This window comes from Nonomuraea gerenzanensis, assembly GCF_020215645.1.
Taxonomy (GTDB): Bacteria; Actinomycetota; Actinomycetes; order Streptosporangiales; family Streptosporangiaceae; genus Nonomuraea; species Nonomuraea gerenzanensis.
Window position 1 is genome coordinate 5,622,542 of the sequence record NZ_CP084058.1, and the last position, 23,018, is coordinate 5,645,559.

19 protein-coding genes are annotated in these 23,018 nt (G+C 71.2%); 13 read left to right on the forward strand and 6 right to left on the reverse strand.

The window, feature by feature from the left end; genetic code table 11:
• Nucleotides 1-13: 13 nt before the first annotated feature.
• From LCN96_RS26290 to LCN96_RS26305, 4 genes are all read left to right on the forward strand, one after another.
• Nucleotides 14-1,285, forward strand: a complete 1,272-nt coding sequence (locus tag LCN96_RS26290; RefSeq protein ID WP_225275554.1) for an ABC transporter substrate-binding protein — start codon at nucleotides 14-16, stop codon at nucleotides 1,283-1,285.
• A gap of 1 nt (nucleotide 1,286) precedes the next feature.
• Nucleotides 1,287-2,234, forward strand: coding sequence for a carbohydrate ABC transporter permease (locus LCN96_RS26295; protein WP_225275555.1), 948 nt, complete (start codon nucleotides 1,287-1,289; stop codon nucleotides 2,232-2,234).
• Nucleotides 2,231-3,058 carry a carbohydrate ABC transporter permease gene (locus LCN96_RS26300; RefSeq protein ID WP_225275556.1) on the forward strand — a complete coding sequence of 276 codons (828 nt, stop codon included), beginning with the start codon at nucleotides 2,231-2,233 and terminating at the stop codon, nucleotides 3,056-3,058. The genes LCN96_RS26295 and LCN96_RS26300 overlap by 4 nt, the downstream gene beginning before the upstream one ends.
• A 242-nt stretch (nucleotides 3,059-3,300) precedes the next feature.
• Nucleotides 3,301-6,123 (forward strand): glycosyl hydrolase family 95 catalytic domain-containing protein, encoded by a 2,823-nt coding sequence (locus LCN96_RS26305; RefSeq protein WP_225275557.1) that lies wholly within the window; start codon nucleotides 3,301-3,303, stop codon nucleotides 6,121-6,123.
• Nucleotides 6,124-6,155: 32 nt separating this feature from the next.
• Here LCN96_RS26305 and LCN96_RS26310 read toward each other — a convergent pair whose 3' ends face one another.
• Together LCN96_RS26310 and LCN96_RS26315 are read right to left on the reverse strand one after the other, a co-directional pair.
• Entirely contained in the window at nucleotides 6,156-7,346 is a 1,191-nt protein-coding gene (locus tag LCN96_RS26310) for an FAD-dependent monooxygenase (protein WP_225275558.1), read from the reverse strand.
• A gap of 34 nt (nucleotides 7,347-7,380) precedes the next feature.
• Nucleotides 7,381-8,427, reverse strand: coding sequence for a hypothetical protein (locus tag LCN96_RS26315; RefSeq protein ID WP_225275559.1), 1,047 nt, complete (start codon nucleotides 8,425-8,427; stop codon nucleotides 7,381-7,383).
• 69 nt (nucleotides 8,428-8,496) lie between these two features.
• On the opposite strand from LCN96_RS26315, the gene LCN96_RS26320 reads away from it, so the two are divergent.
• Nucleotides 8,497-9,138 carry a TetR/AcrR family transcriptional regulator C-terminal domain-containing protein gene (locus tag LCN96_RS26320; RefSeq protein WP_225275560.1) on the forward strand — a complete coding sequence of 214 codons (642 nt, stop codon included), beginning with the start codon at nucleotides 8,497-8,499 and terminating at the stop codon, nucleotides 9,136-9,138.
• A gap of 53 nt (nucleotides 9,139-9,191) precedes the next feature.
• Here the strand turns inward: LCN96_RS26320 and LCN96_RS26325 are convergent, their stop codons facing one another.
• Nucleotides 9,192-10,250, reverse strand: coding sequence for a LacI family DNA-binding transcriptional regulator (locus LCN96_RS26325; protein WP_225275561.1), 1,059 nt, complete (start codon nucleotides 10,248-10,250; stop codon nucleotides 9,192-9,194).
• A 145-nt stretch (nucleotides 10,251-10,395) separates the two neighbouring features.
• On the opposite strand from LCN96_RS26325, the gene LCN96_RS26330 reads away from it, so the two are divergent.
• From LCN96_RS26330 to LCN96_RS26345, 4 genes are all read left to right on the forward strand, one after another.
• Nucleotides 10,396-11,757 (forward strand): ABC transporter substrate-binding protein, encoded by a 1,362-nt coding sequence (locus LCN96_RS26330; protein ID WP_225275562.1) that lies wholly within the window; start codon nucleotides 10,396-10,398, stop codon nucleotides 11,755-11,757.
• A 9-nt stretch (nucleotides 11,758-11,766) separates the two neighbouring features.
• On the forward strand, nucleotides 11,767-12,678 hold the full coding sequence (locus LCN96_RS26335; protein ID WP_225275563.1) for a carbohydrate ABC transporter permease: 912 nt from the start codon (nucleotides 11,767-11,769) through the stop codon (nucleotides 12,676-12,678).
• A complete protein-coding gene (locus LCN96_RS26340) occupies nucleotides 12,675-13,499 on the forward strand; it encodes a carbohydrate ABC transporter permease (protein ID WP_225275564.1) in 825 nt (274 codons plus the stop codon). Before LCN96_RS26335 ends, LCN96_RS26340 begins: the two co-directional genes overlap by 4 nt.
• 89 nt (nucleotides 13,500-13,588) lie before the next feature.
• On the forward strand, nucleotides 13,589-14,743 hold the full coding sequence (locus LCN96_RS26345) for a glycoside hydrolase family 68 protein (protein WP_225275565.1): 1,155 nt from the start codon (nucleotides 13,589-13,591) through the stop codon (nucleotides 14,741-14,743).
• A gap of 41 nt (nucleotides 14,744-14,784) precedes the next feature.
• Here the strand turns inward: LCN96_RS26345 and LCN96_RS26350 are convergent, their stop codons facing one another.
• Nucleotides 14,785-15,255 carry a MarR family winged helix-turn-helix transcriptional regulator gene (locus tag LCN96_RS26350; protein ID WP_225275566.1) on the reverse strand — a complete coding sequence of 157 codons (471 nt, stop codon included), beginning with the start codon at nucleotides 15,253-15,255 and terminating at the stop codon, nucleotides 14,785-14,787.
• Between the two features lie 230 nt (nucleotides 15,256-15,485).
• Here LCN96_RS26350 and LCN96_RS26355 point away from each other — a divergent pair, with 230 nt between their 5' ends.
• Both LCN96_RS26355 and rarD read left to right on the forward strand, forming a co-directional pair.
• Entirely contained in the window at nucleotides 15,486-17,042 is a 1,557-nt protein-coding gene (locus LCN96_RS26355; RefSeq protein WP_225275567.1) for an extracellular catalytic domain type 1 short-chain-length polyhydroxyalkanoate depolymerase, read from the forward strand.
• A gap of 136 nt (nucleotides 17,043-17,178) precedes the next feature.
• Nucleotides 17,179-18,144 (forward strand): EamA family transporter RarD, encoded by a 966-nt coding sequence (rarD, locus tag LCN96_RS26360; RefSeq protein ID WP_225275568.1) that lies wholly within the window; start codon nucleotides 17,179-17,181, stop codon nucleotides 18,142-18,144.
• Here rarD and LCN96_RS26365 read toward each other — a convergent pair.
• On the reverse strand, nucleotides 18,035-18,901 hold the full coding sequence (locus tag LCN96_RS26365) for a hypothetical protein (protein WP_225275569.1): 867 nt from the start codon (nucleotides 18,899-18,901) through the stop codon (nucleotides 18,035-18,037). The two genes, rarD and LCN96_RS26365, sit on opposite strands and share 110 nt — an antisense overlap.
• 85 nt (nucleotides 18,902-18,986) lie before the next feature.
• Entirely contained in the window at nucleotides 18,987-19,583 is a 597-nt protein-coding gene (locus tag LCN96_RS26370; protein WP_225275570.1) for a TetR/AcrR family transcriptional regulator, read from the reverse strand.
• 88 nt (nucleotides 19,584-19,671) lie between these two features.
• Here LCN96_RS26370 and LCN96_RS26375 point away from each other — a divergent pair, with 88 nt between their 5' ends.
• Nucleotides 19,672-20,604: an aldo/keto reductase gene (locus tag LCN96_RS26375; protein ID WP_225275571.1), complete on the forward strand. Its 933-nt coding sequence runs from the start codon at nucleotides 19,672-19,674 to the stop codon at nucleotides 20,602-20,604.
• Nucleotides 20,605-20,900: 296 nt separating this feature from the next.
• Entirely contained in the window at nucleotides 20,901-22,910 is a 2,010-nt protein-coding gene (gene fusA / locus LCN96_RS26380) for an elongation factor G (RefSeq protein WP_225275572.1), read from the forward strand.
• Nucleotides 22,911-23,018: the final 108 nt, after the last annotated feature.

Consider the following 23,018-nt stretch of genomic DNA (forward strand, 5'->3'; position numbering starts at 1 on the left):
GGAGAGATGACCTGTGAAGCTTCGTACCGCCACCCCGATCGTGCTCGCCGCAGCGCTCGTCCTGACCACCGCCGCCTGCGGAGGAGGCGGGCCGGCGCAGCCCTCGGGCGACGGCAAGTCGTTCGAGTTCTGGTCCTTCAGCGGCATCAACCAGAAGCGGACCGTCGAGGACTACAAGAAGATCAACCCGAGCGTGGAGGTGAAGCTCACCGAGGTGGGCAGCTCCACCGAGACCGCGCAGTCGCTGACCACGGCGCTGGCCGGCGGCAAGGTGCCCGACCTGGTGCTCATCCAGGGCGACAACCTGCCGCAGTTCGTCCAGCAGCCGCAGAACTTCCAGGATCTGCGGCAGTACGGCGCCGACAAGATCAAGGGCGACTACCTGGACTGGGTGATCAGCCAGTCCACGGCCAAGAGCGGCGAGATCATCGGCATTCCCACCGACGTCGGCGGCATGGCGGTGGCCTACCGGACCGACCTGTTCAAGGAGGCCGGGCTGCCCACCGACCGCGACGAGGTGAGCAAGCTCTGGCCGACCTGGGACGCCTTCATCGAGACCGGCAAGAAGTACACCGCCGCCACCGGCAAGGCGTTCGTCGACAACGCCGGCACCAGCGTCTTCTACCAGGCCGTCAACCAGGGCCCGCAGAAGTACCACGACCCTTCCGGCAACGTCGTCTACGCCACGAGCCCCCAGGTCAAGACCGCGTTCGAGCTGGCGATCAAGTCGATCCAGGCGGGCATCACCGCCAAGCAGAGCTCCTTCGAGGAGAACTGGATCGCGGGCATGAGCAAGGGCGACTACGCTGTCGTCTCCGCGCCGTCATGGCTGCTCGGCCAGATCCGCGACTACGCCCCCGACACCAAGGGCAAGTGGGACATCGCCACGATCCCGGGCGGCGCCGGCAACTGGGGCGGCAGCTACCTGGCCATTCCCAAGGGCGCGGCCAACCCGAAGGCGGCCTGGGAGTACATCTCCACGATGCAGTCGCCGCAGAACCAGCTCGCTCACTTCCTCGACGTCGGCTCGCTGCCCACCACGCCGTCCGTGTACCAGGACCCGAAGCTCCTCGCCGAGAAGGACCCCTTCTTCTCCGACGCGCCCATCGGGAAGATCTACACCGACTCGCTGCTCGGTCTCAAGCCGTTCCTCATCGGGCCGGACAGCGCGGCCATCGGCCAGGAGTTCCTGAACGCGATCACCAACGTCGAACAGGGCAAGGGCGACCCGGCCACGGCCTGGGACACGGCGCTGGCCAACATCAAGACCGCGATCGGCAAGTGACATGACCACCACGCTCAGCCCGCCCCGGGTCGTGCCCGAGGCGACGACGCGGGTGCGGCAGAGCCTGGCGGAGCGGGTGGCGCCGTACGCCTACATCGCGCCGTTCTTCGTGCTCTTCGCGATCTTCGGGCTCGTGCCGCTGCTGTTCACCTTCTACGTCGCGTTGTTCGACTGGAACCCTATCGGCGAGCACGTCTTCATCGGCTTCGACAACTTCACCCGGCTGTTCGGCGACGCCCGCTTCTGGAACGCGGCCTGGAACACGATCAGCATCTGGCTGCTGTCCACGGTGCCGCAGCTCCTGGTCGCGCTGGTGCTGGCGCACCTGCTCAACCACGCCCGGCTGCGGCTGGCGGTGTTCTTCCGCATGTCGATGCTGGTGCCGTACATCACCTCTGTGGCGGCCACCACGATCGTCTTCGCCCAGCTGTTCGACCGCGACTACGGCCTGCTCAACTGGCTGCTCGGCTTCGTGGGCGTGGGGCCGATCGACTTCCTGCAGTCGGTATGGGGGAGTCACACCATGATCGCCGTGATGGTGACCTGGCGCTGGTTCGGCTACACCACCCTGCTCTACCTGGCCTCGCTGCAGGCCGTGCCCCGGACCATCTACGAGGCGGCGGCGGTGGACGGCGCCGGTGCCTGGAAGCAGTTCCGGCACATCTCCGTCCCGTCGCTGCGCCCGGTCATCGTCTTCACCATCGTCACCTCCACCATCGGCGGCCTGCAGATCTTCACCGAGCCGCTGCTGGTCTCGAACGCCGCGCCGCTGACCTGCGGGCCGGTGCGGCAGTGCCAGACGCTCACGCTCTTCCTGTACGAGCAGGGCTTCGGCCAGTTCCAGTTCGGCTACGGCGCCGCCATCGGCGTGGCCCTGTTCGTGCTGATCATCGCCGTCGCGACGCTCAACTACGTCCTGTCCACCCGTATCCGCCCGGAGCGAGGATGAAGAAGGCCGACCGGGTCCGCTGGTGGACCTACCTGCTGCTCGGGGCGGCCACGCTGGCCTGCGTGTTCCCGCTCTACTGGATGTTCGTGGTCGCGACGACGGACACGGCGACCGCGACCGAGCTGCCGCCGGAGATCCTGCCCGGCGGGAACTTCTTCCACCTGGCCGGGCTCGTCTTCTCGACCGTGCCGTTCGTCCGCTCCATCGTCAACAGCCTCGTCGTGGCCGGCAGCATCGGCCTAGGGCACGCCCTGCTGTGCTCGCTGGCCGGGTTCGCCTTCGCCAAGCTGCGCTTCCCCGGACGCAACGCGCTGTTCCTCGTCGTGGTGCTGACCATGACCGTGCCGACCCAGCTCGCCGTCATCCCGCAATACATGATCATCTCTTCGCTGGGATGGGTGGACACCCTCCAGGCGCTCATCGTGCCGGGGCTGGCCAGCGCGTTCGGCATCTTCTGGATGCGCCAGCACCTGGCCACCACCATCAGCGACGAGATCCTGCAGGCCGCTCGCATCGACGGGGCCGGCACCTGGCAGATCTTCTGGCGGATCGCGTTCCCGCTGGTGCGGCCGGCCGCGTTCGTGCTCGGGCTGCTCGGGTTCGTCACCGCCTGGAACGACTTCCTGTGGCCGTTCATCGTGCTGAAGTCACCCGAGATGTACACCGCGCAGATCGCCATCAAGGCGCTGCAGAACAGCTACACGATCGACCTCGGCCTGGCCATGTCCGGCTCGTTCCTGGCCACCCTGCCGCTGATCGTGCTCTTCGTCTTCGTCGGCAGGCGCATGGTCGCCGGGATCATGGACGGCGCGTTCAAGGGCTGACCGCTCGGGTGAAAGTTTCACCCGAGCGGCCCTCTCACGGAACAGTAACGTGCGGGCCGTGTGATGGTTAAGTTGCCACCTCGGAGTCGTCGCCCCCTGCCCGCGAGGGGGTGACCGGGAGGATTGCCGGGCTTCCCGTGGCTGGTCGCACGGGTAGCCCGCAGGGTGCTCGATGTTGTTAAGTTTCTGTGCCGACCGCGGACGGAACGAGAGTCGAGATGGCTGACTTATCCCGAAGGCAAGTGTTCAGGTTCGGCGCGGCCGGAGCCGGCGCCGCGATGTTACCGCTGGGCTGGACGGCCGCCGCCCGGGCCGCCTCGATGCCCCCTCCGGAGGTGAGCGCCGCGAACGATCTGGCCCTGTGGTACGACGAGAGCGCCGGCACCGACTGGCTGCGCGCGCTCCCGATCGGCAACGGCCGCCTGGGCGCCATGGTGTTCGGCAACCCCGACACCGAGCGGTTGCAGCTCAACGAGGACACCGTGTGGGCCGGCGGGCCGTACGACCAGAGCAATCCCCGAGGGGCGGCGGCGCTGGGGCAGATCCGGCAACTGGTCTTCCAGAACCAGTGGAGCCAGGCCCAGACCCTGATCGACCAGAACATGCGGGGGAACCCGGTGGGCCAGCTGGCCTACCAGACCGTCGGCGACCTGCGGCTCGGTTTCGGCAGTGCCGCCGGGGTCGCGGAGTACAACCGGTATCTGGACCTGACCACGGCCACCACCGCCGTCTCCTACCTGCACAACGGCGTCCGGTACCGGCGCGAGGTGCTCGCGAGCGCGCCCGACCAGGTGATCGCCATCCGCCTGACCGCCGACAGACCCGGCTCGATCACGTTCTCCGCGACGTTCGACAGCCCGCAGCGGACGACCCGCTCCAGCCCGGACGGGACCACGATCGCGCTCGACGGCATCTCGGGCGACATGGAAGGCGTGGCCGGCTCCGTCCGGTTCCTCGCGCTGGCCAGAGCCGTCACCGCCGGCGGCAGCGTCACCAGCTCGGGCGGCACCCTGCAGGTCAGGTCCGCCGACAGCGTGACGGTGCTGATCTCCATCGGCTCCAGCTACCGTAACTACCGCGACACCGCCGGCGACCACCAGGGCATCGCGCGCCGCCACCTCGACGCGGCCACCGGCAGGACCTACGACGACCTGCGCGGCCGGCACGTCGCCGACTACCAGCGCCTGTTCGGGCGCACGACGCTCGATCTGGGCCGGACCGCGGCGGCCGACCAGCCGACCGATGTGCGGATCGCGCAGCACGCGAGCACCGACGACCCGCAGTTCTCGGCGCTGCTGTTCCAGTACGGCCGCTACCTGCTGATCAGTTCCTCCCGCCCGGGCACCCAGCCGGCCAACCTGCAGGGCATCTGGAACGACTCGCTGACGCCGGCCTGGGACTCGAAGTACACGATCAACGCGAACCTGCCGATGAACTACTGGCCGGCCGACACGACGAACCTGTCCGAGTGTTACGAGCCGGTGTTCGCGATGCTCGAGGAGCTCGCGGTCAGCGGCGCCCGGACGGCCCGCGTCCAGTACAACGCCGGCGGCTGGGTGACCCACCACAACACCGACGCGTGGCGGGGGACGTCGGTCGTGGACGGCGCGTTCTGGGGCATGTGGCAGACCGGCGGCGCCTGGCTGGCCACCCTCGTCTGGGACCACTACAGCTTCACCGGCGACCTGGACTTCCTCCGGACCCACTACCCGGCGATGAAGGGCGCCGCGCAGTTCTTCCTCGACACCCTCGTGCAGGAACCGAGCCTCGGCTACCTGGTCACCAACCCGTCGAACTCCCCGGAGCTCGCCCACCACGCGGGCGTCAGCGTGTGCGCCGGCCCCACGATGGACAACCAGATCCTGCGGGACCTGTTCAACGGCTGCGCCCAGGCGGCTCAGACGCTCGGCACCGACGCCGACTTCCGCACGCGGGTCCTGGCCGCCCGGGACCGGCTCCCGCCGATGAGGATCGGCTCGCGCGGCAACATCCAGGAGTGGCTGTCCGACTGGATCGAGACCGAGCCCGCCCACCGGCACATCTCCCACCTCTACGGCCTGCACCCCGGTAACCAGATCACCAGACGCGGCACCCCCGCACTGTACACCGCCGCGCGGCGCACCCTCGAGCTGCGCGGTGACGACGGGACGGGCTGGTCACTCGCCTGGAAGATCAACTATTGGGCTCGGATGGAGGAGGGCGGCCGGGCGCACACGCTGCTCCGCCTCCTGGTCACGACGGCCCGGCTGGCGCCCAACATGTTCGACCTGCACCCGCCGTTCCAGATCGACGGCAACTTCGGCGCCACGTCCGGCATCGCCGAGATGCTGCTGCAGAGCCACAACGGCGAGCTGCACGTGTTGCCGGCGCTGCCGCCGGCCTGGCCCAACGGTCAGGTCCGCGGCCTTCGGGGGCGCGGCGGCCACACCGTGGACGTGACGTGGAGCTCCGGCGGGGCCACCGAGATCCTCATCAGGTGCGACCGTGACACGGTGGTCAACGTACGCAGCCGGATGTTCGCCGGAACCTTCGAGGTGGTCGACACCACCACCGGCGCCACCGTCACCGTCACCAGACCCGAGAGCGACGTCATCAGGCTCACCGGCCAGACCGGCCGTACCTACCGCATGACCGGTTCAGGCCCCGCGCCGGCGAGCTACGTGCGGATCGCCAACGCGACCACCGGCCTGGTGCTGGACAGCGGCGGGAACGTCGCCTCCGGGTCGAACCTCAAGCAGTGGAACTGGGACGGCAGCACCAACCTGCAATGGCAGCTCGTGGACCTGGGAGGCGGCTGGTACCGCATCGTCAACCGCACCAACGGCATGGTCGTCGACAGCTGGGGCAACGCCGCCAACGGCGCCGCCGCCCGGCAGGCGGCCTGGACCGGTGGCGCGGGCCAGCAGTGGCGGCTCAACAGCACGGGCAACGGCCGGTACCAGATCATCAACCGGGGCACCGGCACCGCGCTGGACGGCATGGGCAACGGCACCGCCGGCTCCACCGTGGCGATGTGGGCGCCGAACAGCAGCACCAACAACCAGTGGACGATCACGAACGTGTGACGCCGCCCCTGCTCCGAGGTCCGCGGCGACGGTCACGGTGCGCCTCCCGACGCGGCGCGGGCCTTCGCCGGCCTGCGCTCCCGCGCGGCGATCGCCAGGCGCAGGACCAGCGAGCGGAGGGCTTCGGCGGGACGGTTCGACGGCACGAACAACTGCTGCTTCACCCGGGCCAGGCGCTGGTGCCTGGTGACGGACGGGCGCAGCCGCGACTCCCAGGCGGTCAGCGCGGCGTCGAGATCGCCGGGGCTCTCCCGCAGCGCCCGGCCGAGCTCGGCGCCACCGTGGAGGGCGAAGGTGGCGCCCATGCCCGAGTAGAGATTCAGGCACCACGCCGCGTCGCCCACGAGCACCACCCTTCCCCTGCTCCACCGGGGCAGCTTCACCTGGTGCACCGAGTCGAACAGGAACTCCGGCGTGCGTTCCAGGGAGTCGAGGGCGTGCCGCACCACGGGGTCGTCCATGTCGGCGAACGCGGTGCGCAGCCGCTCGATCCTGGATCCGGTGAGCTGTCCTTCGACGTCCGCCGTGCGGTAGGTGAGCAGGGCGGTCGGCGGCAGGTCGGCGAACCCGAACACCCACGCCCCACGGCCGTCGCGGGCGCTGATGACGCTGTCCGCCGCCGCGAAGGTCGGCACCTGCTCCTGGAGCTGGAACGCGCAGATCATCGCGTCCCACGTGGTCATGAAGTCCTCGTGCGGGCCGAAGACCATGCGGCGCACACTCGACCGCAGCCCGTCGGCGCCGACCACCAGGTCGAAGCTCTCCCGGCACCACGTGCCGGTGGCGGTGTCCTCCAGCAGCACGCGCACCTCGGTGCCGGTGTCGTCGATCTCGACGGGTCTGGTGGCGAACCGCACGGCGACGGGCTCGCTCGTCCCGTCCCCGCGCAGGCCCTGCCAGAGCGCGGCTTCGATGTCCCCGCGGACCACCGCCGCGGGCGCGCCCGGCTGGTGCAGGAAGCCCAGGCCGGGCTCGCGGGTGCCGCGCCGGGTCAGTGAGTACGCCTTCCCGCCGCCGGGCGGGTTGCGGGTGTGCAGGTGGCCGGAGATACCGAGGTCGGCGGCGGCCTGCCTGCCCTGCGGCATGAGGCCGACGAAGTAGCCGCCCGTGCGCCGTCCGGCGGCCCGCTCGACGATGACCGGCTGCCATCCGGCCTGCCGCAGCCCGATCGCCGCGGCCATGCCGGCGATCCCGAGCCCGGCGACCAGCGCGCGTTTCCGCATGATGCCGTTTCCCTTTCGCTTGGTTGAAGCCAGATCAGTCAGGGACGATGACGGCGCGGGTGCGCCCCTGGTGCGCCCACGCCTCGCCGACGCGGCTGAGCGGGAACGTGGTGTACGGCACGTCGAAGGTGCCATCGCCGAACCGGGCGATGATGTCGGGGAACGCGGCGATCATCTCGGCCTTGGAGACCGAGCCCGCCCCGCTGCCGCTGATCCGGATCCGCCGGCTGCGCAGCAGCGCCGCGGGCAGCGCCGCCTCGGCCCCGGCCAGCGAGCCGATCTGCACGTAGTCGATCGGCTCGCTGTCGTCCGTGCCGGTCCTGCCCAGCGCGGCGAACGCGGCCTCGGCGACGGAGCCCCACACGAAGTCGAGCACGAGCGCGGGCTGCGCCTCGGCGACGGCGGCGGCCAGGGCGGTCGTCCTGGCATCGGGTGTCGCGGGGGCGGTCGTGCCGGCGTCGGGCCCCGCGAGGGCCCTCGCGCCGGCGTCGGGCGCCGCGAGGGCCCTCGTGCCGGCGTCGGGCGCCGCGGCCGGGAGCGGAACGGTGACGGCGCCGAGCCCGCGCAGCCGTTCCAGCGCCTCCTGATCGCGCCCGGCCGCGATGACTTGCTTCGCCCCCAGGGACAGCGCCGCCCGCACGGCCAGGCTCCCCGACATGCCGGTCGCCCCCAGCACCAGCACGGTGCCCAGCTCACCCACCTCCTCGCGGCGGGCGACCAGCGGCATCCAGCCCGCCACGGCAGGGTTCATCCCGGCGGCCACCGCCAGCGGATCGGCCCCGGCGGGCAGCTCCACCTCGAACGGGGTGACCAGCCATTCGGCCATCGTCCCCCACGGCGAGCGGGCGAGACCCGTGTAGACCAGCCGCCCGTCGCCGGTCCGGGCCACGGCGTCGATGCCCGGCACCAGGGGGTAGGCCCGGCTGCTCCCGTAGTGGCGCCCGGCGGCCAGCCCGCGTACGACGTGGTGCAGACCCGCGCCCACGAGTCTCAGCGGTGCCTGCCCGGGGCGCTGCTCGGGGTCGGGGAAGTCCGCGCAGACAGGGGTCGATCCGGGGGTGTTGACGACTGCGGCACGCATGACACGCTCCTGAACTAAGTTCAATTCTGACGTCACCCACCGTGCCTGAACTTTGTTAAGGTGTCAACCGTGGCGAAGGGCATCACGCGGGAGCGGATCGTGGCGGCGGCACTGGAGCTGCTCAATGAGAAGGGCATGGACGCTCTCACCGTCCGCGCGCTCGCGTCCCGGCTCGGCGTGGGCGCCCCCGCGCTGTACTGGCACGTCCGCAACAAGCAGGAGCTGCTCGACGAGATGAGCACCTTCGTCATGCGCCGCGTCATCGCCGCCCTCTCGGAGATCGCTCCCGAGGCCGGCTGGCGTGACGGCCTGGCCGCCTACGCCCGCGTCCTGCGCGCGGAGTACCTGCAGCACCGGGACGGGGCGCGCATCTTCAGCGGCACCCGCTTCTCCGACCCGGAAGTGGTCAGGGCGAAGGATCCCTGGCTCGCGCGCCTGACCGCCGCCGGGTTCTCACTGGCCGAGGCGGACGACGCCGTCGACCTGGTCACCGCCTTCGTGGTCGGCTTCGTGATCGAGGAGCAGGAGCGCAGCCAGTCCGCCGGCGCCGACCCGGCCCGTTACTCCCTGGCCGGGCGCGACGCTTGGCTCGGTGAAGGCGCCGATCTGGTCAAGGTCGCCGGGCACCTGCGCGACGACGGGGACCGGAGGTTCGAGCGGCAGCTCACCGTCGTGCTCGACGGGCTGGCGGCCCGATCCCGCCCCGCCTGACACGTCCTGCGCCATCGGCCCCGCCCGCACGGCGATGGACGATGACGCGGCGATCAGCCTGAGAAATCCGCGACGGACTCGCGGTGCCGGACGGGCATCGGCACCCGGTGCACCTCGCCCGCCTCGTCAGCGGCCGAGCGGTCCCGGTCGATCTCGGTGAACAGCACGTCCACGGCCTTACGGCCCAGCTCGTAGTGCGGCAGCGCCACCGTGGTCAGCTGGGGCCGCATCCATGAGGCGATCGGGTGATCGTCGAAGGAGACGATGGAGACGTCCGCGGGCACCTTGAGCCCGAAGTCGTCGAGCGCCTGGTAGGCGCCCATGGCGATCCGGTCGTTGAAGCAGATCAGCGCACGCGGCTGGACGGTCCGCAGCAGGTCGCGCGTCGCCGCGAGGCCGTACTCCGGCAGCCAGTCGGGGCAGGGGCGAGCGCCGGCCACCTCGACCCCCGCCTCGGCGAGCGCCTCGCGGATGCCGACGAGCCGTTCCACCGCCGCGAGGCTCTCCGAGGGCCTGTCGCGCAGGCGCGGCCCGGCGCCGATCAGGTAGATGCCGTCGCGGTGACCGGCGTCGAGCAGGACGCGGGCGGCGCGGCGGCCGGCCTCCACCTCGTCGGGCAGGATGGCGGGCAGCGGAGCGGGCTGCTTGGGCAGGGCGTTGAGCAGCACCGCGGGCGCGGCCGTGACGGTCTTGGGCACCTTGATGGTGCGGGTGAACATCGAGGCCAGGATCAGCCCGTCGACCTGGCGGTCGTGCATGGCCTGCAGCAGGAGGCGCTCGAGCTCGGCGTCGCCCTCGGTCTCGCCGATGAACAGCATGAAGCCGCGGTCGCGGGCGGCCTCGAGCGCGCCCTTGATCATGTCGCCGGCCAATCGTGAGGTGGCGACGGTGTCGGAGACGAAGCCGATGGTCCGGGTGGTGCCCGTGCGCAGGCCCCTGGAGACGATGTTCGGCCGGTACTGCAACTCCTCGGCGGTTCGCAGCACCCGCTGCTCGACGTCCTGAGAGATGCGCAGCTCGCGGCCACGGCCCGAGAGGACGAGCGAGGCGGTCGTGCGGGAGACGCCCGCGGCCTTGGCCACATCGGCCAGCGTGACCCGTCGTGGGCTCACCGAATCTCCGATCGTCGCGACTACGTTACGGGGGGTTGACATCGTACGGCGCGCGTGGTGAGACTATCGGGCGCTAACCCGATTTAGCAATGGAGTTGGGACAGCTGACCGGTGCCGGTCGTCCCCAGCAGCAGAGGAGATCCACATGGCTCGTCGAGTTCGCCCCGGCAGGTCCGGGACCGCGCTGGTGATCGCCTTGGGGACGCTGGCCGCCGCCTGCGCGGCCCCCGGCAGCAACAGCCCGCAACCTCAGGCCACCGGCACGTCCCCGGCCTCCACGGCACCCGCGTGCGGCTCGGCGCCGGTCACGATGAGCGGCTACTTCGAGACCGGCTTCCCGCTGCCCAAGGCGCTGACCACCGAGTTCACCAAGCAGCACCCGAACGTGACGTGGAACGTCCGCGAGGACCAATTCGCGATCATCACGCAGAACGCCCCGCGGGTGCTGGCGGACAACCCGCCCGACCTGATGCGCCTGCCCCAGGTCTCCGAGCTGGTCAAGGACGACCTGCTGAAGAACCTCGACGGCTACGCGACGGCGTTCGGCTGGGACAAGTGGCCGGCCTCCCAGCTGGAGCAGCTGCGCCTGGGCCCCGGCGGCCGTCCGCGCGGCGAGGGCTCCCTGTACGCCCTGGGCCTCAACATGAGCATGACCGGCCTGTTCTACAACAAGAAGCTCGCCACCCAGATCGGCATGTCGGCGCCGCCCACCACGCTGGCCGAGCTCGACCAGGCGCTCGAGAAGGCCAAGCAGGCGGGCATCACGCCCATCCTGCAGTTCAACGGCGGCGCCACCGGCGGCCTGGCCTTCCCGCTGCAGAACCTCATGGCCTCCTACGGCCCCGCCGCGCCCATCAACGACTGGATCTTCCAGAAGCCCGGCGCCACCATCGACACCCCGGCCAACCTCCAGGCCACCCAGCACCTGGAGAAGTGGATCAAGGCCGGCTACTTCCAGAAGGACGTCAACGCGGTCGACTACGCGACCATGATGAGCCGCTTCATCGACGGCCAGGGGCTGTTCATGTTCAACGGCGACTGGGAGTCGGGCAACCTCGACAAGCAGATGGCGGGCAACGTCGGCTTCACCCTGATGCCGCCCGCCCAGCAAGGCGGCAAGCGCGCCGCCATGTCGGCGCCCCTCACCTTCGGCATCGCCGCGAACGCCAAGAACGCCGACTGCGCCGCCTTCTTCCTCAACTGGGTGGCCACCGACAAGCGGGCCAGGGAGATCGGCGTCGAGATCGGCGGATCGCGCCCGATGGGACCGGCCGACGCGTACATGCCGGAGGTCGGCTCCGACAAGGTCACCGCGAGCACCCTGGCGGCCGGGGCGGACATCGCCAAGGACGACGGCGCGATGGACTTCATCGCCAACGCCACCGGCGCCATCTACGCCAAGAGCTGGACCCCCAACCTGCAGAAACTCGTGGCCGGTCAGCAGACGCCGCAAGGGCTGCTGAAGGCCGTCCAGGCCGACTACGCCGGCCAGCTCGAAGGGAACTGAGCGAAGGTGATGTCCCGGTCCGCGCATCGGCGGCCGGCCACCACCAGGCTGCGCGGCGCGCGCGGCCTGGTCGGCTGGCTGTTCGTGCTTCCGGCGCTCGGCTTCTACGCGGTGTTCGTGCTGCGCCCGATCACCCTGACCTTCCAGTACTCGCTCTACGACTGGAACGGCATCGGCCCCTCCACCTGGGTGGGGCCGGCCAACTACGGCAAGGTCTTCACCGACCCCGACCTGTTCGACTCGCTGGTCAACGCCTTCCAGCTCATCGTCTTCTTCAGCGCCGTGCCGGTCGTGCTCGGCCTGGCCAGTGCCGCGACGATCAGGCGCATCGCCGCCAGCCGGCTCGCCCTCGTGGCGCGCACCGTGCTCTTCCTGCCCCAGGTGATCCCGCTGGTCGCGGCCGGCATCGCGTGGAGCTGGCTGCTGGCCTCCACCGGCGTGGTCAACCAGCTGCTCACGCTCGTCGGCCTCGGCGGCGTGACCCGCGCCTGGCTGGGCGACTTCGCCACCGCCCTGCCGGCGGTCGGCATGATCGGTGCTTGGGTGCTGCTCGGCCTGTGCACGCTGCTGCTCCTGGCGGGCATGAGCAAGATCGATCCGGCGCTGTACGAGGCCGCCCGCCTCGACGGCGCGGGCCCGTGGCGCGAGTTCGTCTCCATCACGGTCCCGAGCCTCCGGCAGGAGATCGCGGTCTGCGTCACCGTCACCGTCATCGCCGCCCTGGCCAGCTTCGACATCATCTACATCGCCACCCAAGGCGGCCCGGGCAACACCACGATGGTGCCCGGCCTGCAGATCTACTACCTGGCCTTCTCCGAGCGCGAGGTGGGCACGGCCTCGGCCCTGGCCATGGTCCTCATGGTCCTCGTGATCGCCTGCGCCCTGCCCATCCAGTGGTTCGCGAAGGACGGCAACAAATGATCACCGCCCGGCGGGAGTCCTGGACCGGCAGGCTGCTGCTCGTCCTCATGATGGCGGTCACGCTCCTGCCGTTCCTCAGCCTGTTCGTCACCGCCCTGCACCCCTCAGGCACCTACCCGGCCGGGCTCGCCTGGCCGGACGACCCGCAGTGGGGCAACTTCCTGCGCGCCTTCGAGGCCGCGAACATGGGCGCGCTGCTGTGGTCGAGCGTCCTCATCGTGCTGGGCGTGGTGCCGATCTCGATCCTGCTCGGCACGATGGCCGGCTTCGCCATCGGCCACCTGCGCGTCATCGGAGGGCGCGTGGTCTTCCTGCTGTTCGTGCTCGGCCTGACCCTGCCCTTCGAGGGCGTCATCACGCCGCTGTACTACCAGCTGCGCGACATGGGGCTGCTGAACACCCGCTGGGCCATCATCCTGCCGCTCATCGGCCTGTTCATGCCGTTCTCCGTCTTCTGGATGCGCGCCCACTTCGTCAACATGCCGGGCGAGCTGTCCGAGAGCGCCCGCATGGACGGGGCCAACGTGTGGCAGCTGTTCCGGCGCATCCACGTGCCCCTGGCCATGCCGGCGATCTCGTCCCTGGGCATCCTGCTGTTCCTGTGGACGTGGAACCAGTTTCTGCTGGCCATCGTCCTGGTCGACGACCCCGCCAAGCGCACGATGTCGGGCGCGCTGGGCGCCTTCCAGGGCCAGTGGGGGACCGACATCCCGCTGCTGTGCGCGGGATCGCTGCTCATCCTGACCCCCACGCTCGTGATCTTCCTCATCTTCCAGCGCCACTTCGTCAAGGCCCTCCTTCAGGGCTCCCTGAAGGGCTGACGGCGCAGGCCCTGACCACAGCCATCTCCACCACATCCCCCAGGCGAAAGCAGAGGTCGTCCATGCCCGTACGAGGACAACCACGGGTCGTGAGCGGTGACCGGCCGGCGCGCTGGACCCACCGGCACCTCGGCCTGCTCGCCGAGAGCGCCGCGACCACGGCACCCCTCATCGACCCCACGGCCCTGCCCCGGATCCTGCCCGGCCACCACCTCTGGGACCTGTGGCCCGTCCAGGACGAGGACGGCTCCACGAGCGTCGCGGGCGGCCGCGAGCTGTGGATGGCCCTGTCGGCTCCCGACCGCGGCCACCCCGAGGAGCGCCACGACCACGCCAGGATCCGCCTGCTCGGCAAGAAGGGCAACGAGTGGACGGACCTGGGCGACGCCTTCCCCGACGGCGCCTCCCCGGGCAGCCGCGAATGGTCCGGCTCGGCGATCCGCCGCCCCGACGGGACCGTGTCGGTGTACTACACGGCCGCCGGGCGGCGCGGCGAGTCGCCTCCGACGTACCGGCAGAGCGTCGTCGAGGCCCGCACCACCGTCATCGCCGACGGGGACCGGGTCACGCTGCGCCCAGACGCCCCGCACCGCGAGATCCTGCGCTCCGACGAGCGGACGTATCTGCCGGCCGACGGGGTGCCGGGCAACCTCAGGGCCTTTCGCGATCCGGGCTGGTTCCGCGATCCGGCCGACGGCGTCGACCGCCTGCTCGTCGCCGCGTCCACGCCCTGGCAGGACACCTTCACCGGCGCCATCGCCCTGGCCGAGCCACGCGACGGCGCCTGGTCCCTGCTCCCGCCCCTGCTCGTCGCCGAAGGAGTCAACCACGAGATCGAACGCCCGCACGTCATCGTCCACGACTCCCGCTACCACCTCTTCTTCTGCACCCACCGCCACTCCTTCGACCCGGCCCACCCCGCGCCCACCGGCCTGTACGGCTTCGCCGCGCCTGCCCTGGCCGGACCGTACGAGCCGCTCAACGGCTCCGGGCTCGTGATCGGCAACCCCGCCGGCCGGCCGGACCAGGCCTACGCCTGGCTGGTGCTGCCGGATCTGCACGTGGTCAGCTTCGCCAACTACCGATCGCCCCAGGGGGTGGATCTGCGGCACGCGCCGGCCGCGCAGGCGCGGGCCGGTTTCGGCGGCACCGTCGCCCCGACGCTCAAGCTGACCCTGGACGGCCTGAGCACCTCCGTCGTTCCGGTGCCGGAAGACCTGCGGGGCACCCCGACCGGTCCTTGACCGGGTGATCGGCCAGTCTGTGCGGCGGCGAAGGAACGGGCTCAGGGCCGCGCGTCCGGATGGAGGGCCCGGGCGCACGACGTGAGCGTCTCCGCGAGTGTCGTACGGTCCGGGTCGTCGATCTCGGCCAGCATGACGGCCTCGATGCCGTCGAGGGAGAGGTCGCACCGCCGCAGGGTGTTCAGGCCCTTCGGGGTGAGGCGGGTGCGCAGCGCGCGGCCGCCACGGGGATGCGGGTCGCGCCGGATCAGGCCGCGTTGTTCGAGGTCGCGGATGACCAGGTTCATCGCCTGCGGGGTGACGAAGGCGATGCGGGCCAGGTCGGCCGAGGACGGGGCGTCGCGCAGGCGCAGCTCGCTGAGCGCCATGTACTCGGTGGTCGTCAGGCCGTGCCGGGCGAGCGCCTCGTCCAGGCAGGCACGGATGCGGCGTTCCAGCCGGAACACCAGGTAGCTCACGCGGGGCGGCGGCGCGTGCGGCGCGGCGGCCGCGGGGACAGCCGGATCGGTCACCAGGAGACAATATCGCGCCCTCTCATGAATGGGTCGCGATGTAAGTTTCATCCCCGTATCAAGGACCTTGATAGCAAGTTACTTGATAACCAGGGGAAACGGCTTTCCACCGGTCACGCGAATCCGGCGTGCATTGACGATGAATCGCAGCCCTTCTATTTTCCAGCGACCGAGGCCAATCCGCGGCGAACCGATCCGCGGCGCCGCGGGAATGAAAAGGAGGAGCGCGCATGAGACGATTGACCACGGTGCTGGCTGGTGCCTGCGCCGCGGCGCTCTTTGCCGTCATGACCGTGGTGCTCGGATCGCCGGCCGCCGCCGCCACGCTGGTGGAGGTGACGAGCTTCGGCAACAACCCGGGCAACATGCGGATGCACGTCTACGTGCCCGACTCGCGCCCGGCCTCGCCGGCGATCGTGGTGGCGATGCATGGCTGTGGCGGCTCCGGCCCCGGCTTCTACCAGGGCAGCGAGTTCGCCTCGCTGGCGGATCGGTACGGCTTCGTCGTCATCTATCCGACCGCCACCCAGTCGGCGGGGTTCGGCAACTGCTTCGACACCTGGTCCGACGCGGCCAAGCGGCGCGGCGGCGGCAGCGATCCGGTCTCCATCGCCTCGATGATCGACTACGTCGAGCGGACCCATCAGGCAGACCCGAACCGGGTCTACGCCACCGGAAGCTCGTCCGGCGGCATGATGACCCAGCATCTGCTCGCCGTCTACCCGGACGTGTTCAAGGCGGGCGCCTCCTTCATGGGGGTGCCCTTCAACTGCTTCGCCGGCGCCTCCGACTTCCCGCCGGGAAGCAGCAGGTGCACCGGCGGCAGCATGGACCGGACACCCCAGCAGTGGGGCGACGCGGTCCGCCAGGCGTACCCGGGCTATTCCGGCCCCCGCCCGCGCGTGCAGCTGTGGCACGGCACCGGTGACACCCTCGTGCCCCACTCGCTGCTGCGGGAGTCGATCGAGCAGTGGACCAATGTGTTCGGGCTGAGCCAGACCCCGACCAGCACCGACACCCCGCAGGCGAACTGGAACCGCAGCCGGTACGCCGACGCCTCCGGCACCGTGCGGGTGGAGGCGTACAGCATCCAGGGCGCCGGGCACGTCCTTCCGCAGAGCGGCATGGCCCTGCGCGCGATCGAGTTCTTCGGCCTGACCACCAGCCAGACCGACACCACGCCGCCGACCGCCCCGGCAGGGCTCACCGCCTCGGGCACCACCGCCACCGGCACCGGCCTGACCTGGACGGCCTCCACCGACGACACCGGCGTGACCGGCTACGAGGTCCTGCGCGCCCCCGGCGCGACGGGCGGCACGTTCACCAGGGCCGGCACCTCGGCCACCACCTCGTTCACCGACACGGGCCTGACCGCGAACACCACCTACCGCTACCAGGTCCGCGCCTACGACGCCGCCGGCAACCTCTCACCGGTCTCCGGCACCGTCCAGATCACCACTCAGGCGGGCGGCACGACCGGTGCCTGCTCGGCCACCCCGACGGTGCAGTCGCAGTGGGGGAGCGGGTACGTGATCCACCCGCTGCGGATCGCCAACACCGGCACCTCGACGATCAACGGCTGGACCGTCACCTTCACCCTGCCGGCCGGGCACACCCTGACCGGCTCGTGGAACGCCACCGTCACCACCAGCGGCCAGAGCGTCACGGTCAGAAGCGTCAGCCACAACGGCACGCTCGCTCCGGGAGCCGCCACCACCAGCGTCGGCTTCCAGGCGAGCAGACCCAACGGCGACACCGCCCTGCCGTCCGGCTACACCTGCGCCTGACCACCTGATCACGGTCCCGGCCCCGACAGCGGGGACGGGACCGTGATCGGCAATGGCGGTCTCCGTCGTGGCCCTGAGGCGTACGGCAAGCAGCGGATTCCCCGGGGGACCGACACAGGCGCGTAGGGTTGGACGGGTGTCTGTCGCGCGCCGTGGTGTCCTGCTGGGGGTGGCCGCGTACGTCCTGTGGGGGCTGTCCGCCCTCTACTGGCCGCTGGTCGAGCCCACCGGCTCGCTGGAGGTCCTGGCGCTGCGCGCGCTCTGGTCGCCGGTGGCGATCGCGCTGCTGGTGCTCGCGCTGGGCCGCCGCGGCCGGCTGGCCGCGCTCCTGCGCCGCCGGCGTGACCTGCTGCTGCTCGCCCTGGCCAGCGCGCTGACCTCGGTCAACTGGGCGCTGTTCATCTGGGCCACGATGAACGGGCACGTCGTGGACGCCTCGCTCGGCTACTTCATCACGCCTCTGGTCAGCGTCGCGCTGGGGGTGGCGGTCTTCGGCGAGCGGCTGAGCGGGCGCCAGTGGACGGCCATCGGCCTGGGGGCCGCCGCCGTGCTGGTCCTCACGGTCGGCTACGGCGGCCCGCCGTGGATCGCGATCGGCCTGGCGCTCACCTTCGGCGGCTACGGCCTGATCAAGAAGCGGGTGTCCGTCGGCGCCATCGAGGGGCTGATGGTGGAGACGGCCGTGGTGTTCCCGCTCGCCCTGGCGTACACCGTGTGGCTGCAGGTCACCGGCCAGGCCACGTTCGGGCACGTGTCGGTGGGCAACACCCTGCTCGGCGTCGGCGCCGGGTTCGTCATGGTGGTGCCGATGCTGCTGTTCAGCGCCGCCGCCACCAAGATCCCGCTCAGCGTGACCGGCATGCTCCAGTACATCGAGCCCATCGTGCAGTTCCTGGTCGGCCTGCTGGTCTTCAGGGAGTCGATGCCCGGCAGCCGGTGGGCGGCGTTCGGGCTGCTCTGGGCCGGGCTGGTCATGCTGGCGGCGGGCGGGCTCAGGCCACGGGGTCGGCCTGGCGCGGCTCGTCGTCCAGCTCCACCGCGCTCCGCTCGATCATCTCGAACTGGCGCATCAGGCGTTCCAGATCCGGAGGCGAGACGGTGAACGTGTCGTGCACCGCCTCGCCGGCGGCCGTGTAGCTCAGCTCGTGCCCGCACGCGCCGTCCCACAGCCCCGTGATGACGCGCATGGGCGGGGGCAGGCGGTCCACCTGCACGCGGCGCACCTTGACCCCGGCGGCGAGCTGCTCGCGGGCCAGCGCGTCGAGGTCGTCGGTCCACTCGTGGTAGATGAACACCCGCCGGATCTGCACGCCGCGCTCCAGCGCCTCCAGCTGCGCCCGCCAGTACTGCCTGCCGACCGGTTCGCGCCACCAGGCGAGGTCCACGGCGGGGACGCTGGTGACGCACATGTGCTCGCGCGCCTGGCTGATGAGCCGCAGGAACACCTCGTTGTCGCCGTAGGGGGCGCGGAAGTGGCCGCGTTCGAGGTCGGCGAGCGTGCGCAGGCACTCCTCGAACGCGGCGCGGCAGGCGTCCTCGGCGGGCGTGCCCTTGTAGTCGCGTTCGACGTGCTTGACCGCGCGCAGCATCGGCTCCATGAGGTCGGGCAGCCACGGGACCTTGTCGATCGTGGACACCATCTGGCCGACCCTGGTCTCGTGGTCGATCCGGCGCTTCTCCTTGATCAGCGACTGGATCTGCAGGGTGATGACGCCGCCGATGAGCCCGGCCACGGTGCCGAGTGCCTGAGCGGTGTCCTCGCGTACGTAGAAGATCACGCCGAGCAGCACGGACAGCCCGGTGCCGACGAGCAGGACGGGGTCGACGGCGAGCGGCGACTTCTTCTGGGGCCTCTTCACCAGGACTCCCGGGGGGCAGGCAGGGGGACCTCCCAATATAGTCGATCTTGTTCGGCATCCGCCCTGCGCGAGCCGGGGCCGGGGCTCAGCCGTCCGTTCGCGGGCGCAGACCGTCGACGAGGAGGTCGAGCAGACGGCCGATCTGCTCCTGGGACGCGCCGGAGGCGATGGCCAGGAACACGCCGACGAACAGCGTGGTCACGTCGTCGGGGTCGATGCCCGTGCGCAGCGTGCCCGTCGCCACGCCCCGTTCGAGGAACGTGGCGATCGTGGTGGTGACGCGCTCGCGTGAGGGAGGCGCGATGCGCCCGGAGGCGATGCCCGCGCGCAGTGTCTCCGTCATCCCGCGCTTGGTGGCGACGAACGTGGCGTACCGGCCCATCCAGGCCCGGAGCGCCACGTCGGCGGGATGCTGATCGAGCAGGACGGGGACGCTCGCGGTGACGGCGTCGAGCTCGGCGGCGTAGACGGCGTCGACGAGGTCCTCGCGCGTGGGGAAGTGGCGGTACAGGGTGCCGATGCCCACTCCGGCCTGGCGGGCGATGGCCTCCAGGGTGACGGGGCCGTCGGCGGCGGTGAAGGCGGCCTGGGCGGCGGCGATGAGCTTGTCACGGTTGCGCCGCGCGTCGCGGCGGACCGGCGGCCCGGCGGGATCGGGCGGAGGTGTCGTGGCAGAAGTCAAAGCGGAGGCACCTCCGGTAGTGCTACAGTGAACGTAACGGAGGCACCTCCGTTTCTCCTTCTCATTTTCTCATGAGAGCAGGTATCCCGTGACCTTCGAAGACACCCCCGCTTCCGCCGGCACCGAGCGCCCCGGCGACACCGGCGCGATGGCGGGCCGCACCGTCGCAAGGGTCGGCTACGGCGCCATGCAGCTGGACCGCCTGCGCGGCGACCGTGACGCCGCCGTCGCCCTGCTGCGCCACGCGTTCGACCGCGGTGTCGACCATGTGGACACCGCCCAGTTCTACGGCGACGGCTTCGTCAACGACGTCATCCGCCAGGCGCTCCGCCCCGGGGACGACGTCCTGGTCGTCAGCAAGGTCGGCGCCACCTCCGATCCCGGCGCCCCGATCCCGCTGCGCCTGGCACAGCGGCCCCACGAGCTGCGGGCCGAGACCGAGGCCAACCTCGCCGCACTCGGCGTGGAGCGGATCGAGGTGATGAACCTGCGCCGCGTGGACGCGGGCATCACCATCCCCGTCCCCGACGACCAGGTGGTCGACCTCGACGACCAGCTCGCCGAGATGATCGCGCTGCGCGACGAGGGCAAGATCGGCGCCATCGGGCTGAGCAGCGTGACCCTGGACGTCCTGCGCCGCGCCCTGCCCGCCGGCGTCGTCTGCGTGCAGAACGTGCACAGCCTCGTGGCCCGCGACGACGAGGACGTGCTGCGCTGCTGTACGGACGAGCAGATCGCCTGGGTGCCCTACTTCCCGCTCGGCGGCGCGCTCCCGGGCCTGGCGAAGGTGACCGACGAACCGGCCGTGCTCGCCGCCGCCCAGCACCTGGGATGCACCCCGGCGCAGGTCGCCCTGGCCTGGCTGCTGCACCGCGCCCCGAACGTGCTGCTCATCCCGGGCACCGCCGACCCGGGCCACCTCGACGCGAACCTGGCCGCCGGCTCGATCGTGCTGGACGAGGAGACCCTCGCCGCCCTCGACGCCATCCCGGCACGCCCGCTCGCCGCCCCGCTCGGCTGACAGGACGCGCTGCGCGCCAGCCGGCGGAAAATCGTTTCCCCACGCGTCACCGTTCTCACTACACTCGCCAACCGACACCGAAGACGTGACTCAGGAAGGGAGCCGGCCATGCGCCACCACAGCGCCGTCGTCGTCTCCCTGTCGCGTCACGAGGTGATCCTGGTGTCTTCCTGGGCCCGGTGCCGGCTGCGCGGCCGCCACTGGTTGCTGCCCTGACCAGACCTCTCTCCGGGACTGTCACAGGCCGTCGAATCGCGCTGTCCTGTCCAGATTCCGTCCCGAAAGGGCCATGAGCCATGCGTGCTCACGTCGCCAACACCCTGCACGACATCCGGAACCTCGGCATCCTCGCCCACGTCGACGCCGGCAAGACCACCGTCACCGAGCGGATGCTCTACCTGACCGGCGCCACCTACAAGCGCGGTGAGGTGCACGACGGCACGACCGTCACCGACTTCGACCCCCAGGAGCGCGACCGCGGCATCACGATCTTCGCCGCCGCGGTGAGCTGCGAGTGGGACGGGCACCGGATCAACCTGATCGACACCCCCGGCCACGTCGACTTCTCCGACGAGGTGGAGCGTTCCTTGAGGGTGCTCGACGGCGCGATCGCGGTGTTCGACGGCGTGGCCGGGGTGGAGCCGCAGAGCGAGTCGGTGTGGCGGCGCGCCGACCGGCACGGGGTGCCGCGCATCGCGTTCGTGAACAAGCTGGACCGCGCGGGCGCCGACCTCGACGCGGCGGTCGAGTCGATCCGCCGCAGGCTGCATCCCGCGCCGCTGGTCGTGCAGTTGCCGATCGGGCGCGAGGACGGCTTCGCCGGGGTGGTCGACCTGCTCGCCATGCGGGCTCTGGTCTGGGACGGCGGCGTGCTGGAGGCCGGCCCGGTGCCCGGGCAGCTGCTGGAGGAGGCGCGGCGGCGGCGCCGGGTGCTGGAGGAGGCCGTGGCCGAGCTGCATCCCGGCGCGCTGGAGGAGTTCTGCGCCGAGCCGTCGGTGTCAGAGGCGACGCTGGTGGCGGCGCTGCGCGAGCTGACCGGCAGCGGCGCGGGTCTGGTGGTGCTGTGCGGCTCGGCGTACCGGGACCGCGGGATCGAGCCGCTGCTGGACGCTGCCGTCCGGTATCTGCCCTCGCCGCTGGACGTGCCCGCCGTACGCGGGCAGGACGGGCAGCGGCGTCCGGCCGATCCCGGGGCACCGCTGGCCGCGCTGGCGTTCAAGGTGAGCGCGACGGCGACCGGGCGGCTGACGTACCTGCGGATCTACTCGGGCACGATGCGGAAGGGGGACACGGTGCTGGACGCGGGCACGGGACGCACCGAGCGGATCGCGCGGATCCTGCGGGTGCAGGCCGACCGGCACGCCGAGACGGACCAGGCGGTGGCCGGCGACATCGTGGCCGTGGTCGGGCCGAAGGCGGCCCGCACGGGCACGACGCTGTGCGCGCCGGACGACCCGCTGCTGCTGGAGCCGCCGGGCGCGACCGAGCCGGTGGTGTCCGTGGCCGTCGAGGCGCGGCGCGGCACCGACGGCGACCGGCTGGCGGCGGCGCTGGCGCGGCTGGCGGAGGAGGACCCGTCGCTGGCCGTGCGCACCGACGCCGAGACCGGTCAGACCGTGCTGTCCGGGATGGGCGAGCTGCATCTGGAGGTGGCGGCGGAGAAGCTGCGGCGCGAGCACCGGCTGGCGGTGAGCGTCGGCCGGCCGCAGGTCGCGCTCAGGGAGACGGTCGGGCGAGGCGTGTCCGGGCTGCTGTACCGGCACGTCAAGCAGGACGGCGGCGCCGGGCAGTTCGCCCACGTGGTGATCGACGTCGAGCCGCAGGACGAGGGCTTCGCCTTCGTCTCGGCGGTGACCGGCGGCCGGGTGCCGCGCGAGTACGTGCGGGCGGTCGAGGCCGGCTGCCGGGAAGCGCTGTCCGACGGGCCGCTCGGCGGTCACCCGGTGACCGGGCTGCGGGTCACGCTGAGCGACGGGGCCACGCACGTCAAGGACTCCTCGGAGCTGGCGTTCCGCGCCGCCGGGCGGCTCGCGCTGCGCGAGGCGCTGCGCCGGTGCGCGATGGTGCTGCTGGAGCCGGTGGTGGAGGTGACGGTGACCGTGCCCGACGAGATGGCCGGCGGCGTGCTGGGCGACCTGTCGGCGCGGCGCGGCCGCATCTCGGGCTCCGAGGCGCGGGCCGGCGCGGTGGTGATCACCGCGGTGGTGCCGCTGTCCGAGGTGTTCGGGTACGCGACCCGGCTGCGTAGCCGTACGCAGGGACGGGGCACCTTCACCACGCGCCCCGCCGGGTACGCCCCCGCGTGAATCGGCGGGTGAACGTCAGGGGAGCGCCGGGCGGGTACGTCACCGCCCGGCGTTCCCCCTCCGGCTCCGGCCGGCCGAGGGGAGAGCGCATGGTCGCCGGTGCTCGGA